11 protein-coding genes are annotated in these 14,183 nt (G+C 72.8%); 6 read left to right on the top strand and 5 right to left on the bottom strand.

The annotated features are described in order from the left end of the window. Positions 1-17 precede the first annotated feature (17 nt). The 4 genes from RB614_RS29585 to RB614_RS29570 all read right to left on the bottom strand — a co-directional run bounded on the left by RB614_RS29585 (position 18) and on the right by RB614_RS29570 (position 3,493). Positions 18-734: an ABC transporter permease subunit gene (locus tag RB614_RS29585; RefSeq protein ID WP_308715961.1), complete on the bottom strand. Its 717-nt coding sequence runs from the start codon at positions 732-734 to the stop codon at positions 18-20. Beyond that, positions 735-1,646 (bottom strand): ABC transporter ATP-binding protein, encoded by a 912-nt coding sequence (locus RB614_RS29580; protein WP_308715960.1) that lies wholly within the window; start codon positions 1,644-1,646, stop codon positions 735-737. 76 nt (positions 1,647-1,722) lie between these two features. Beyond that, positions 1,723-2,586 (bottom strand): ABC transporter permease, encoded by an 864-nt coding sequence (locus tag RB614_RS29575; RefSeq protein ID WP_308715959.1) that lies wholly within the window; start codon positions 2,584-2,586, stop codon positions 1,723-1,725. Further along, entirely contained in the window at positions 2,579-3,493 is a 915-nt protein-coding gene (locus RB614_RS29570) for an ABC transporter ATP-binding protein (protein WP_308715958.1), read from the bottom strand. The genes RB614_RS29575 and RB614_RS29570 overlap by 8 nt, the downstream gene beginning before the upstream one ends. Positions 3,494-3,803: 310 nt before the next feature. Between RB614_RS29570 and cysC the strand changes: the two genes are divergently transcribed. After that, positions 3,804-5,333, top strand: coding sequence for an adenylyl-sulfate kinase (cysC, locus tag RB614_RS29565; RefSeq protein ID WP_308715957.1), 1,530 nt, complete (start codon positions 3,804-3,806; stop codon positions 5,331-5,333). Here the strand turns inward: cysC and RB614_RS29560 are convergent. Further along, positions 5,290-7,104 carry a CBM96 family carbohydrate-binding protein gene (locus RB614_RS29560; protein WP_428983131.1) on the bottom strand — a complete coding sequence of 605 codons (1,815 nt, stop codon included), beginning with the start codon at positions 7,102-7,104 and terminating at the stop codon, positions 5,290-5,292. The genes cysC and RB614_RS29560 overlap by 44 nt on opposite strands. Positions 7,105-7,368: 264 nt before the next feature. On the opposite strand from RB614_RS29560, the gene RB614_RS29555 reads away from it, so the two are divergent. The 5 genes from RB614_RS29555 to RB614_RS29535 are packed head-to-tail and all read left to right on the top strand — an operon-like array spanning position 7,369 to position 14,176. Beyond that, entirely contained in the window at positions 7,369-9,210 is a 1,842-nt protein-coding gene (locus RB614_RS29555; RefSeq protein WP_308715955.1) for a Wzz/FepE/Etk N-terminal domain-containing protein, read from the top strand. Next, entirely contained in the window at positions 9,207-10,559 is a 1,353-nt protein-coding gene (locus RB614_RS29550; protein ID WP_308715954.1) for a hypothetical protein, read from the top strand. The genes RB614_RS29555 and RB614_RS29550 overlap by 4 nt, the downstream gene beginning before the upstream one ends. Then, positions 10,546-11,841: a hypothetical protein gene (locus RB614_RS29545; protein WP_308715953.1), complete on the top strand. Its 1,296-nt coding sequence runs from the start codon at positions 10,546-10,548 to the stop codon at positions 11,839-11,841. Before RB614_RS29550 ends, RB614_RS29545 begins: the two co-directional genes overlap by 14 nt. Next, positions 11,838-12,713, top strand: a complete 876-nt coding sequence (locus RB614_RS29540; RefSeq protein ID WP_308715952.1) for a sulfotransferase — start codon at positions 11,838-11,840, stop codon at positions 12,711-12,713. The genes RB614_RS29545 and RB614_RS29540 overlap by 4 nt, the downstream gene beginning before the upstream one ends. Continuing rightward, the gene (locus RB614_RS29535) at positions 12,710-14,176 is read left to right on the top strand and encodes a lipopolysaccharide biosynthesis protein (RefSeq protein WP_308715951.1); all 1,467 of its coding nucleotides are present in this window, start codon (positions 12,710-12,712) and stop codon (positions 14,174-14,176) included. The genes RB614_RS29540 and RB614_RS29535 overlap by 4 nt, the downstream gene beginning before the upstream one ends. Positions 14,177-14,183: the final 7 nt, after the last annotated feature.

The raw sequence follows: 14,183 nt of genomic DNA, 5'->3' as shown, positions 1-14,183 counted from the left end.
CAGACAGCGGGGCGCTCCTACGAGGTCTCGCCCGCGACCGAGAAGGATCGGAGTCGGTCGATTGCCAGCACCGTGAAGCCGACCGCGAAGATGGCGGACATGATGATGGCTACCGGCAGGGAGACCTTCGACTGGAGCAACCCCGTCGGGGCGATCTTGTCGGCGATCGTCAGCACGTACTGCTGGACGGAGAGCACCCGCGTACCGGAGACGAAATTGCCCAGCAGGCCCTCCCACACCAGCACGTACACCAGGCCGAGCAGGACCGGGCGGCGGGTGAGCAGGCTCATCGCCAGAAACAGCGCCGAGTACACGAGGGAGCCCACCAGCCCGGCCAGCGCCAGCCCCAGGCCGAGGCGGACCGAGTGGGCCAGCACCCCGGCCACGTAGAGCGAGATGGAGACCGTCACCGTGGTGACCGCGGTGGCCACGACCAGCTTGGGGAGCACGATCTGCCACCTCGGCAGCGGCTTGGTGAGGATGTGCACGATCGTGCCGTCGTCGATCTCCGAGCCGAGCACGCCCGTCCCCACGATCAGGGCGATGACCGGGAGCACCACGGCGAGCCCGAGTCCGACGAGGACGGGCTGGGCCCAGTTTTCCGGGGCCACCCCGAAGCCGCGGCTCAGGACGGCCAGGCCGACCACCAGCAGTGGCAGCGGGATGAGCAGGAGGAACCGGCGGCGGCCGAAGAGTCCGCGGGCGGTGATCCATGCGATCGTCTGGGGTACCACCTATGCCTCCACCAGGTAAGAGAAGACGCTCTCCAGACTCTCGTCCGAGGGGAGCAACTGCCGTACGCGGATGCCCTCGGCGAGCGCGATCTTGGGTAGTGCGCGGGTGAAGCTGCCGTAGTCGCCGGCGCGGACGGTCAGGCCGGCGCGGTCGATCTCCACACCGGTCACCGACCCCTGCCCCATCAGGGCGACGGCGAGCCGGCGGTCGTCCGTCGAGTGGATGGCGAAGACGTGCGGGCGGTTGGACATGAGGCGGCGGATCGCGCGGTAGTCACCGGAGGCGGCGAGCCGACCGGCGACGATCACCTGCACGGTGCCGGAGACCTGCTCGACCTCTTCGAGGATGTGCGAGCTGAAGAGGATCGTGCGGCCGGCCGTGCCGAGCCGGTGCAGCAGCTCCATCATGTGCAGCCGCTGGCGCGGGTCCATGCCGTTGAACGGCTCGTCCAGCAGCAGCACCTGCGGGTCGTGCACGAGGGCGCCGGCGACGCGGGTGCGCTGGCGCATGCCCTTGGAGTACGTGCCGATGCGGCGGTCCTGGGCGCCGGTCATCTCGACCAGCTCCAGGGCCCGCTGGGCGGCCGCCTCCGGGTCGGGCAGGCGGTGCAGGCGGGCGCTGACCTGCAGGAACTCGCGCGCGGTCAGGAAGTCGTGCACCGCCTCCCGCTCGCTGACCAGGCCGAGTCGCTTGTAGACGGCCGGGTTGCGCCAGGTCGGTTCGCCGTCGATGGTGACCGTGCCGCGCGACGGGGCGAGGAAGCCGGCCATCATGTGCAGGACGGTGGTCTTGCCGGCACCGTTCGGGCCGAGCAGGCCGGTCACCCCGGGACGGAGCGTCATCGTGACGTCGTTGACGGCCACCACGTTGCCGTACCAGCGCGAGACGCCCAAAAGCGAAACATCACTCATGACCGTCCTCGCTTCGCTGCGGGCGGCCACGGGGCTCCCAAAACGCCGCGTCTAATGATTCGTTCGCTGCGCTCACTCATGACGAAGCGACCTTCCGGTAGCGGGCCTGCAGGAGGGCGACGCAGCCGGCCACGAGGCCGATCGTCACCGCCAGGTAGAGGGGGCCGAACGGGCCGATGTTGTCATTTCCGTCCGGGGAGCCGAAGAGCCAGACGCCGACGCCGAAGACGAGGCTGGAGGGGCTGAAGAGCAACGCCAGCTCGTTCATGGTCTGCGACGGCATGACCGAGAGCACCCCGACGACCGGCGTGGTCATCAGGAACACCGCGACGATCCCGCCGGCCGCGAACGCCCGCTTGCCGGTCAGCGACGCGATCAGCAGGCCGATCCCGGCGAAGACGGCGGCCCAGAGCGCCGCGTAGAACAGCCCGGGCCCGACGTCGCCGACCTCGGTCCAGAACTGGCTCATGTTGTCGACCGAGAACGCGGCGATCAGGAACATCACGATCTGCGGCGCGCCGAGCAGCAGCCAGACCGCGGTGGCGAGGGCGGCCAGCTTGGCGTACGGGTAGTCACTGCGGCGCAAAGGCCGGGAGAAGTAGAGCGGCAGTACGCCGGCCCGGAGGTCGCGGGAGACGAGCTCGGGCGCGACGACGGCCACGAAGAAGACCACGAGCCAGGCCATCATGTCGACGAACGCGGTGTAGGTGACGCCCGCGTCCGGGACCTGGGTGCGCACCGCGGCGAGGATGACGCCGGTCAGGAAGACCACGCCGAGCACGAACCAGGGGAAGATCTTGGCCTTCGCGCTGCGGCCCAGGCCGAACGCGGTCCGCAGGCTGTGCACGTACAGCGAGGTGAACACGTACCCGCGGCCGAGCCGTGGCCCGGCGTAGCGCTGGTAGCCGATGTCGTGGATGACACCCGCGGCCTCAGACATGGGTCACCTCCCGGGTCGCGAAGAGCTCGGCGACGCGGTGGCGCCGCTGGTCGAGGCGGTGCAGCGGCAGGTCGAGCTCGGCCACCGCGCTCAGGATGCGGTCGTACGTGGCGTCGTCCTCCAGCGGTACGAGCAGCAGCCGGCCGTCCCGCCGCACGCTGAGGCCGAGCAGGTCGAGCCGGGCGGCGAGCTCGTCGATGCCCTCGCTCACCTCCACCGCCAGTACGTCGGTGGTGGTGGTCATCGCGGAGATGTTGTCCGAGCGCAGCAGCCGCCCGCCGTCGATGGCGATCAGCGAGTCGCAGATCCGCTCCACCTCGCCGAGCAGGTGCGAGCAGACCACCACCGAGATGCCGAACTCGGTGCCGATCCGGTGGATCAGCGCGAGCATGGCGTCCCGGCCGGCCGGGTCGAGGCCGTTGGTCGGCTCGTCCAGCAGCAGCAGGTCGGGGTCGTGCACGAGCGCCTGGGCGAGCTTCACCCGCTGCTTCATGCCGGTCGAGTAGCCACCGATCTGGCGGTAGCGCTCCTCGTACAGGCCGACGTGGCGGAGCGCCTCGGAGGCGCGCTCGCGGGCCGCCGTACGCGGCAGGCCACTCATCCGCCCCAGGTGGGTGACGAACTCGGCGGCGGAGAGGTCCGGCGAGAGCGACTCGTGCTCCGGCATGTAGCCGACCCGGGCCCGCACGGCGGCCGCGTCGACGGTGGGATCGAGGTCGAGCACGCGCACCCGACCACTGGTAGGGGCGAGCAGGCCCAAGAGGATTTTGATCAACGTGGACTTGCCCGCGCCGTTGGCTCCGACCAGCCCGACGATGCCGGGATCGACGCTGACCGTCAGGTCAGACAGCGCCGTCACCCGGCCTCCATAGGTCTTGGTGAGCGATTCGGTCGCTATGAGGGTCACGCGGTCAGCGTAGGTAACCGAGCGTGTCGGGAGGTATCAGGCGTAACCCTGGACCTGCTCTCAGGGTCTCACCCGACGGGCCTATGTCCCGGGATGTAGACGTGGCACCCGGGGGCCATCCGGTCATTTTGCTACACCGTATGGTCGTCATACTGACCGATCGGTGGTAACAGTGGGCACGGGCACCAGGGCCGAACCCCTCTACCGGTATCTTCTCTGCGACCGGTAGCAGACACCGGGGAGCCGTGGCACTCTCGACCGATGAGCGGGCGGCTGAGAAACTGTGAGCCGGTTCGCCGTTGGGGGTGGGATGAGCAACGGGTGGGTGATGCCCGACGAGGTGCTGCGCGACGCGCCGGCCTATACGCCGCGCTCGTTTGAGCTGGCCGACCTCGAGCTGCTCCTCTCCGGGGCCTACACGCCGCTCGGCGGCTTCCTCGGCCGGTCCGACCTGGCCGGCCTGACCCGGCGCGGGCGCCTCGCCGACGGCACGCCGTGGCCGGTGCCGGTGACCTTGGAGGTCCCCGGCGAGCTGGTCTCCGACCTCGACCTGGAAAACCCGCTCCAGCGGGCGCTCGTGCTGACCGACTTCGAGGGCGCACCGGTGGCCGCCGTCGACGTGACCGACGCCTGGCCGACCCGCGACGGGCGCTACGGCGTGGGCGGTGCCGTGCGGCGGCTGGGCGACGGCGGGCACGGCCCGTTCCAGCGGCTGCGCCGCACGCCCGAAGAGGTCAAGTCGCTGCTGCCGCCCGGCCGTGTCCTCGGTGTGATCGCCGACCGGCCGCTGCACCGTCCACAGTTGGCGCAGATCGCGCACGCCGCCCGCACCCTCGCGGCCCACCTGCTGATCCTCATCCCGGTCGCCGACCAGGGCCCCGACGGGCTGCCCCCCGAGGTGCTGGTCCGGGCCGTGTTCGCCGCCCGCGACCGGATGCCCCCGGCCACGCTGGTCGCGGTGCCGCTGGCCCGGCGCGGCGACGAGATCCGCGACGCGCTGCTGCGCGCCCGGGTCGCCGCGGCGTACGGGGTGACCCACCTGCTCTCCACCGGCGAGATGCTCTCCGGCGGCGGCCCGCGTGTGCTGGTGCCGCGCGAGCTCGCCTACGACAACCGCGACGGCCAGTGGCGCTGGCGCGACGACATCCCCCCGCGCAACCGCCGGCTGGCGCTGCGCCCGGAGGAGATCGAAGACCTGCTCGACCGCGGCTTCCCGCTGCCGGAGTGGCACACCCCGCCGGCGGTCGCCAAGGAGCTGTCCCGGGCCCGGCCGCCGCGCCGCCACCGCGGGCTGGTCGTCTTCTTCACCGGCCTCTCCGGCTCGGGCAAGTCGACCATCGCCCGGGGCGTCTCCGACGCGCTGCGGGAGAGCGGCGACCGCACGGTCACCCTCCTCGACGGCGACGTGGTGCGGCGCGAGCTGACCAAGGGGCTCGGCTTCGGCAAAGCAGACCGCGACACCAACGTGCGCCGCATCGGCTGGGTCGCCGCCGAAGTGGCCCGCCACCGCGGGATGGCGCTGTGCTGCCCGATCGCGCCGTACGCGAAGGCCAGGGCCATCGCGCGCGCGATGGCCCTGGAGGCGGGTGCCGGCTTCATCCTCGTGTACGTCTCGACCCCGCTCGCCGTCTGCGAGCAGCGCGACCGCAAGGGCCTGTACGCGAAGGCCCGCGCCGGTCAGCTCACCGGGATGACCGGGATCGACGATCCGTACGAGGTGCCCACCGACGCCGACCTGGTCCTCGACACCAGCGAGATGCCGATCGAGGAGGCGGTGCAGGCGGTGCTGCACCACCTCACCGAGACGGGGTGGGTGGAGCCGCGTCTCCAGCCGGCCTGACCAGCACCTGGAAGGTCGGCTCCTGTCCGAGCGCCGTGTAGGCGGCCAGCCCGTCCGGCGTACGGTCCACTCGGGAGTCACGGTCGCGCTGGTCGCCCGGGGTGTCGAAGTACACCAGCGCCTTGACCCGGGGAAAGAGCGGCATCTGCCGGCCGACCGAGCGGTAGAACTCGGCCCGGTGCCCCGGGTTGCTGTCGTGGTGCCAGACACCCCACTCGCCGAGCATCAGCGGCTTGTCGGGGAACCGCTCGGCGGCCCAGTTGTAGAACCCGGGCCAGGACGGCTTGCTGCTCGACCGGCGGTTGATCATCTCGGCGAAGTCGCCGAAGCCGTACTTGCCGGGTTCGCTGTACGCGTAGGCGTCCCAGGCGATCCAGTCGATCACGTCGTCGCCCGGGTAGAGATCCTCGAACCAGGGCTGGGTGTTCCACGGCACGTACGCCATGTAGTTCATCACCGAGACCAGATTGGACACTCCCCGCTCGCGGAGCCCGCCGACCACCCGCCGCACCATCGCCGCGTAGTCGGTCGCGGTCCGGCCGGAGCCAGCGCGCGGGTCGACGTCGTTCTCCGGCTCGTGGTGGATCGTGAAGAAGAACGGCTCGGTGAGCCGGCTCTTCAACCGGTTGGCGAGCTTGTCCAGGTACGCCTCCGTGTCCGGGTCGCCCTTCGCGATCTCGGCCCAGGTGGCGCCCAGCGGCTTCCAGTTGAGAAAGAGCACCCGGTCACGGGCGATCTCGACCTCGTCCGCGGTCGGGAAGTTGTCCGTGCCCCGGTGGTACCCGTGGTAGATCGCCTGCCGGCGCGCGGTCTTCCGCTCGAAGTCGGCGAGCGCCTCGATGCGCGGCGTGTCCGTGTGCGCGCCGGGCGCCACACCCCACAGCACCCCGCAGCTCGGCACCAGCTTCTGGTCGGTGGCACAGACCGGGTCCGGGTCCGGCGGCGTGGTCGTGGGTGACGGCGACGCCGTGGGCGAAGGCGAATCCGTCGGTGACGGCGACGTCGTGGGTGAAGGCGACGTCGTGGGCGAAGGGGACGTCGTGGGCGAAGGGGACGTCGTCGGAGAAGGCGACGTCGTGGGCGAAAGCGACGTCGTCGGGGAGGGCGAGACCGTGGGAGTGGGCGAAGGCGAGACCGTCGGCGATGGCGAGGTGGTCCCGGGCGGCCAGGCTGGCGGCCACGGTACGCCGCCGGGCAGCGACGGCAGCACCGGAGAGGGTACGGTCCACCACGGCGTGGGCTTGCCGATCCAGGAGAGCCACAGCGAGGGCCGGGCCCGCTCGTCCTTCGACCGCTCGCCGTCCTTGGCCCAGAAGGTCGCGTGGCCGTCGCCGGCCGGCACGGTCACCGCGAACGCGTACGTGCCCGGGCGCTGGATCACCCGGCTCACGTCGAAGCTCACTCTGTCGTCGTACGGCCGTGGGGTGGCGCTCGCGACGACCACGCCGAGCGGGGGCGCGGAGGTGGCGTCGAGCGTGCGCTCCAGCCAGCCGGTCGCGGGCACCTGGGTCAGCTCGATGCGGCTGGGCAGCTTTCCCGAGCGCCGGCTCAGCCGCACCTCGGCCCGGGTCGGCGCCTTGCCCCCGCGCAGATCCTCGACGGTGAACTTCAGGTAGGTCACCGCGGCACCGCCGCCGATGCCGCCGGCCACGAGCTCGGTGCCGGTACCCCCGCCGCGGTGCGGGTCGCTCGTGGTCATGTACGTGTCCTCGCTGGCGGCAATCCACCTGTCGGGTGCTCGCCCCAGGGGGCTCCCGGCGTTGCCAGCCATTACCGCGATGGTTACGGCGCCAACCGCGATCCCGGTGACGCCTGATACGTGTGCTTTGGCCATGGGAAAGGACCTCCCGTGCCGCGTGGCAGGTGTGTGGGGTGGTGCCGCCGTGGCGGCTTACACCTACCGATACGCTATATGGCTTTAGCCCGTTTCATGGGTTTTATTCAGATATGGCGGAACGGGCCCGCCAGTTACAAACCAGGGCGGCCGGCCGTTGAGCCTTGAGACCCCAAACTGCCGAAAGGTCCCGCCCCGCCCATGGACTCCTCCACCGACGTCTCCGACTACCTCGGCATGCTCCGGCGGCACTGGTGGGTGGTGCTCACCCTCGTGCTGGCCGGCGTCGGCGGCGCGGTCCTCGTCACGCACGTCCAGCCGAAGGTGTACAAGTCGGCCACCTCGGTACTGGTGCAGCCGGCCGGCCAGGACACGAACGTGGTCGGCGGGCGGACCAAGGGCGACATCAACCTGGACACCGAGGCCCAGCTCGTCCGCTCCACCGCCGTGGCCGTGGGCGCCGCCGAGCTGCTCCGCGCCGCACCGGACGAGCTGGTTCACCAGGTCGCGGTCGAGGTGCCGGCGAACACCGCCGTCCTCGTCGTCACGTTCACCGCCGGCGACCCGCAGTCGGCGCAGGCCGGCTCGCACGCGTTCGCCGAGGCCTACCTGCGCAACCGCGAGGAGAGCGCGAAGGCCGAGCTGAACGCGCAGATCACCGCCCTCAACACCAAGGTCAAGCAGCTCAGCCGGTCACTCACCCAGGTGAACGGGCGCCTCGCCGACCTCTCCAGCAGCAGCCCGCTCCGCCCCAACCTGGAGAGCCAGCGGGCCACCATGCAAAACCAGCTCAACAGCCTCAGCGGCAAGCTGAACGACCTGACCACCGCCACGGTGACCGGCGGAAAGATCATCAGCGACGCCCGGCTGCCCGAAGCGCCGATCAAGCCGGACCCGATGCTCAACCTCGCCACCGGCGCCATGGTCGGCCTGCTGCTCGGCCTCGGCGCGGCGCTGCTGCGCGAGCGCCTCGACCGCGTGGTACGGGCCGCGGCCGACGTCACCCGGCGCACCCGGGTACCCGTGCTGGCCGAGCTCGCGCGGGGCGAGGAGGCCCGGCTCGACGGAGTGCTGCCGGCGCACGGCGAGGGCGGCCGGACGTTCAACCGGCTGCGCAACGAAGTGGTCGCCAGCCTCGGCCCGGACGACAAGGTGGTCGTGGTGGCCGGGGCCAGCCGGGGCGTCGCCTCCACGCTTGTCGCGGCCAACCTCGCCGCGGCGCTCGCCCGTACCGGCAGCGACGTGGTCCTGGTCGGCGCCCACCTGCCGGACAGCGTCGCGGACGCCGCGCCGCTCGCCTCGATCTTCGGCGTCGCGCCCACGCCGGGCCTGTCGGACGTGCTCGCCGGCCGGGTGGGGCTCGCCAGGGCCGTACAGCACGCGCCGCGGATCCCGTCGCTGCGGGTGATCACCAACGGCGGTACCGCCAGCGCCGCGGGGCTGATGCAGTCGCAAGGGTTGCGCGACGCGCTGGACCTGCTCAGTGCCCGCCCCGGGTACGTGGTGATCGAGGCGCCCGCCACGTCCAGCAGCGCCGACGCGCAGAGCCTCGCCAGCCTCGCCGATGCCGCCATCATCGCGGTCGAGCTGCGCCGCACCCGGCGGCCGGACGTGAGCGACGCGGCCGAGCAGCTGCGCCGGGTCGGTACGCCGCTGCTGGGTGCGGTCGTGGTGCCCCGGATCGCCGGCGTCCCACCAGCGCCCGACCCCGACCCGGCCCCGCAGCGGGCCCTGTCGGCGGCTCCCACCGCCGTCCTCGAACTCCCGGCCGACCTGACCGGAGAGGCCGTCCCGGCCAAGGAAGCCGCACCGGTCAAGGAGGTCGTCCCGGTCAAGGAGGCCATCCCCGCCAAGGAGGTCGTACCGGCCAGGGAAGGCGCCCCGACCGGAGAGGCCACCCCGGCGAAGGAAGCCGCACCGGCCAAGGAAGCCACCACGCCCAAGGGACGGGCGGACCTCAGCTCCGCCGGCCTGTCCGAGGTCGACCTGGACGCGTCCACCGCCGTGATCCGGCTACCTCCGGGGCTGGGCCCGCGCAGATGACCGCGTTGCTGGCGGCCCCGGCGGTGCCGCACGCCCCCACCCGCAAGGCGCTGCCCGCCTGGCCGCTGGCCGGGGTGCTGCTGCTCTATCCACTGTGGTGGGCGCTCGGCCTCGGCGTACTGATCTTCCCGCTCGTCGCGGTACCCATGGCCGTCCTGCTGCTCCGGGCGCACGTCTCCGGCCGTCCGGTACGCCTCCCGCCCGGCTTCGCGCTCTGGGCGGTGTTCCTCGCCACGGTCCTGATCGGGGTGGCCGTACTCGGCGCCGAACCCGCCGGCGCGGTCGACGAGCACGCCGGCAGCCGGATCGTCGGCGCGGCGTACCGGGTGATCCAGTACGCCGCGCTGACCGTGCTGCTGGTCTACGCCGGCAACCTCGGCGAGGCCGAACTCTCCCGCCGCCGGCTGGTCCGCCTCCTCGCCTGGCTCTTCGCGATCACCGTGGCCGGCGGGCTGCTCGGCGTCTTCGCCGGCCACTTCGAGTTCACCTCGCCGGTCGAGCTGCTGCTCCCCTCGCACGTACGCAACAAGGGCTTCGTGCAGTCGCTGGTGCACCCGTACGCGGCGCAGATCATGGACGTGGTCCGCGACTCGCACCCGCGGCCCGCCGCGCCCTGGGGGTACACCAACACCTGGGGCAACAACTTCTGCCTGCTCGTGGTCTGGTTCGTCGCCTGGGCGTGGGGCTACCCGGCCCAGCCCCGCACCAGGATGCTCGCGCTGGCCTGCCTCGCGGTCTCGGTCGTACCGGTGGTGCACTCCCTCAACCGCGGCCTCTGGATCGGCCTCGGCGTCGCCGCGGTGTACGTGGCCGTCCGCCTCGCCGCCGCCGGCCGGGTCTGGGCGATCGGCGGGCTGGCGGTCGCCGCGGCCGCGCTGGCCGCCGCGCTCGCGCTCACCCCGCTGGGCGGTGTCGTCGGCGCTCGGCTGGACGACGGCAAGTCCAACGGCGTCCGCTCGTTCCTGATGGAGCGGGCGGTCACCGGGATGGCCGAGTCGCCGGTGGTCGGGTTCGGGTCGACGCGGACCACGATGGGCGGGCGCAACTCGATCACCGTGGGCGAGAGCGCGGCCTGCGAGCGCTGCGGCAACTTCACCGTCGGCGGCAACGGCCAGCTCTGGCAGCTCCTCTTCGCCCACGGCCTGGTCGGCACCGCCAGCTACCTGGGCTTCTTCACGTACGGGCTGTGGCGCTTCCGCCGCGACCGCAGCCCGGTCGGCATCGCCGCGAGCTGCGCGATCTTCGGCGGCTTCGCGGCGATGCTCTGGTACAACACGCTGGTCACACCCCTCGCATTCATGTTCCTGGCATATGCCCTCTTGTGGAGGAACGAGTGTGAGTCCCGTTAGAACGGCACCCGCGCGGCTGACCGCGGGTGACGCGGCCCTGCGCGCCCAGTACCTGGACGAGGTGCTGCGGCTGCTCTATCCCGAGCCCTGCACGACCTCGCTCCCGCGCGGGTCATCGGCTCGCGCGAGCGCTCCCCGAGGGCCCGCTCCAGAAAACCGGTCCGGCAAGGCGCCGATCGTCGCCGAGTACATCGTCGTGCCGGACTCCCGGCGGCCGCGGCTGCTGGTACCCACCCGCTCCCGCCGGGTCGCGGCCGCGGCCGTCCGCCGCTACGCCGAGCCGCAGTCGCGGATCGCCCGCCTCAAGCGGGACGCGGTGGTCGCGGTCCTCCGCACGCCGGGCGCCGCCGGGGTCCTGCTCCGGCATCGGGTACGCGTCTGCGGGCCGGCCGGTGACACGATCGACGGCTACCTGCGCGACGCGCTCGGCGCCGACCTGGCCGTCAGCGTCCACATCGGACCGGCGCGGGCCAACCGCAAGCCGGTGCTCCAGCTGATCGCGCCGGACGGGGAGACGCTCGGCTTCGCCAAGCTCGGCACCGGACCGCTGACCCGCCGCCTGGTCCGGGCCGAGACGACCGCGCTCACCGCCCTCTCCCACGTGGGCCTGCCCGACGTGACCGTGCCCCGGGTGCTGAACGCCGGCGAGTGGCGGGGGCACCAGGTGCTGGTCCAGTCGGCGCTGCCGGTGTGGCTGCCGCGGGCGCCGCTCCCGCCGGACCGGCTCGCCGCCGCCATGCGCGCGGTCGCCGGCTGCTGCGGCACGTCCCGGAGCTGGCTGGCCACCAGCCCGTACTGGAACGAGCTGCGGGAACGGCTGGACGAGGTCGCCGACCGGCCGGAGGGCGCCGCGCTGGGCGCCGCCGCCCGGTCGCTGGTCGAGCGGGGTGGGGACGTCGACCTGCGGTACGGCGCGTGGCACGGCGACTGGGCGCCGTGGAACATGGCATCGCTCGCCGGCACGCTGCTGATCTGGGACTGGGAGCGGTTCACCATGGGGGTGCCGCTCGGCTTCGACGCGGTGCACTACGAGCTGCAGCGCCGGATCCAGTCCACATCGGACGCCGAGGCGGCGGTGGAGGCCACGCTGGCGGCGGCGCCGGCGCTGCTCGAACCGTTCGGCGTGACCGGCGCCGCGGCCCGGCTGACCGCCCTGCTCTACCTGGTCGACCTCGCCGCCCGCTACCTCGCCGACCGCCAGGCCGAGGCCGGCGCCCGGCTGGGCGTGCTCGGCACCTGGCTGCTGCCGGTGCTCGTCCGCCGGGTGGAGGGGCTCTCGTGACCGCGCGGGAACGGGTACCCGCCCCGGTCAAGCGCGTCGTCCACTTCGGATCGCGGTCGTACGGCCGGATCACCGCGCCGGCGCGGATGCTGCCGTCGTTCCTCATCTGCGGCGGCCAGCGCTGCGGCACGACCTCGCTCTACCGGGCGCTCGCCGCTCACCCGGTCGTGCTCAAGGCGGTGCTGCACAAGGGCGTGCACTACTTCGACACCTCGTACCACCGCGGGACCGCGTGGTATCGCGGCCACTTCCCGCTGCACCGTACGGCCGTCAAGGTCGAGCAGCGCTTCGGGGTGCCGGCGCAGGCGTTCGAGTCCAGCCCGTACTACCTCTACCACCCGCAGGCGGCCCCCCGGATCGCCCGCGACCTGCCGGACGTGCGGCTGATCGCGCTGGTCCGCGACCCGGTCGAGCGGGCGTACTCCCAGCACGCGCACGAGGTCGCCCGCGGCTTCGAGCCGGAGACGTCGTTCGCCGAGGCGCTGGCGCTGGAACCGGCCCGGCTCCACGGCGCCGAGGAGCGGCTCCGCGGCGACCCGCGCGCGTACAGCTTCGCCCACCAGCACCACGCGTACCGGGGCCGCGGCGAGTACGCCACGTACCTGGCGCGGATGGCCGCCCACATCGACCGGGGGCGGATCCACGTGGTGGAGAGCGAGCGGTTCTTCACCGAACCGTCCACCGTGTACGGCGAGGTCCTCGACTTCCTCGGGCTGCCGCACCTGGGCGACCCGCCGTTCGCCCGGCACAACGCGCGCCCCCGCCCGTCCGGCATGGACCCGGGGCTCCGCCGCGAGCTCGCCGCATACTACGAGCCGTACGACGCCGCGCTCGCCACCTGGCTGGGCCGCGCCCCGGGCTGGCGCCGATGACCACGCTCGCCCCGCCCAGACCCCAGCGCCCGGTCGAGGGGATGGCCCGGCGCGGGCTCGCCGGGATCGCCGCCGCCGGGTTCAGCGGGGCCGCCGGCGTCGTGGTCACCCTGCTGGTCGCCCGGGCCCTCGGCGCCGCCTCGGCCGGGACGTTCTTCGCCGCCACCGCCGGCTTCGTGCTGGCCGGCGCCGTGGTGCGGCTCGGCACCCAGACCGGGCTGGTGTACTGGGTGGCGCGGCTGCGCACGCAGGAGCGGACCCACCTGCTCGGCGCCTGCCTGCGGATCGCGCTGATCCCGGTCGCCGCCGCCTCGGTCGCCCTGGCCGCGCTGCTGTGGTTCGTCGCGCCGGCACCGCTGGACTCCCTCGCGCTCTTCCTGCCGCTGGCCGCGTTCTCCGACGCCGCGCTGGCCGGCACCCGCGGGTACCGCCAGCTCCGCCCGACCCTCATGCTGGAACGGCTGGCCCGCCCGGCCCTGCAGGTGCTGACCATCGGCGCGCTGGCCGTCGCCGCCGTCTCGACCCCCGGGCCGTACGCGGCCGCCTGGGTCGGGCCGTACCTGCCGGTCGCGCTCCTCGCCGGGTACGCGCTGCGCCGCGCCTACCTCTCCATGCCCACGCCGGCCCGGCGGCCGGGCCACAAGATGTACCTGGCGCTGCGGGCGCAGTTCTGGCGGTACACCGGGCCGCGCTCGGTCGCCAGCGTCGCCCAGCTCGCCCTCCAGCGGGTCGACGTGCTGCTGGTCGCCGCGCTCGGCGGGCTCGCCGCGGCCGCCGTGTACGCGGTCGCCGGCCGCTTCGTCGTGCTCGGCCAGCTCGCCAACCAGGGCATCTCGCAGAGCGTGCAGCCCAGGCTGGCCGAGGCACTCGCCACCGGGGACCGGCTCACCGCGAACCACCTCTACCAGATCGCGACCGGCTGGCTGGTGCTGGTCACCTGGCCGCTCTACCTGATGGTCATCACGTACGCGCCGGTCTACCTCGGCCTCTTCGGCGACGAGTACCAGTCCGGCGGCCCGGTGGTCGTCGTGCTCGCCAGCGCGATGCTCGTCGCCACCGGCTGCGGCATGGTCGACATGGTGCTGTCGATGGCCGGGCGCACCCGCTGGAACCTCGGCAACGTCACCGCCGCCCTCGCCGTCATGGTCGTGCTCGACCTCGCGCTGATCCCCCCGTTCGGCGCGGTGGGTGCCGCGATCGGGCTGGCCGCCGCGGTGCTGGTCAACAACATCGCGCCGCTCGTCCAGGTCGGGAATGCGCTGGGCATTCACCCGTTCGGGCCCGGAACGGTAGCCGCAGCCGGCCTGGCGGTCACCTGTTTCGGCGTACTCCCGCAAATAGTCGCGGCGACGGCCGGAACCGGCCCGGCGGCCGTGACCACGGCGGCGGCCCTGGCCTTCGCCGGCTACGGGGCCGGTGCGTGGCGGATGCGCCACCGGCTGGGTCTGGCCCGCTCATGGTGAGGAGGGC

Origin of the sequence: Phytohabitans maris (assembly GCF_031085175.1) — a bacterium.
GTDB classification, from domain to species: domain Bacteria; phylum Actinomycetota; class Actinomycetes; order Mycobacteriales; family Micromonosporaceae; genus Phytohabitans; species Phytohabitans maris.
The sequence above is the reverse complement of the archived record's forward strand: the minus strand, read 5'-3'. Positions and strand labels throughout refer to the sequence as shown.

Coding starts and splice junctions, on each gene's coding strand:
- RB614_RS29555 (WP_308715955.1), top strand. CDS start 7,369: ATGGACTCCTCCACCGACGTCTCCGACTACCTCGGCATGCTCCGGCGG.
- RB614_RS29575 (WP_308715959.1), bottom strand. CDS start 2,586: ATGTCTGAGGCCGCGGGTGTCATCCACGACATCGGCTACCAGCGCTAC.
- RB614_RS29535 (WP_308715951.1), top strand. CDS start 12,710: ATGACCACGCTCGCCCCGCCCAGACCCCAGCGCCCGGTCGAGGGGATG.
- RB614_RS29580 (WP_308715960.1), bottom strand. CDS start 1,646: ATGAGTGATGTTTCGCTTTTGGGCGTCTCGCGCTGGTACGGCAACGTG.
- RB614_RS29550 (WP_308715954.1), top strand. CDS start 9,207: ATGACCGCGTTGCTGGCGGCCCCGGCGGTGCCGCACGCCCCCACCCGC.
- cysC (WP_308715957.1), top strand. CDS start 3,804: ATGAGCAACGGGTGGGTGATGCCCGACGAGGTGCTGCGCGACGCGCCG.
- RB614_RS29560 (WP_428983131.1), bottom strand. CDS start 7,104: ATGGCTGGCAACGCCGGGAGCCCCCTGGGGCGAGCACCCGACAGGTGG.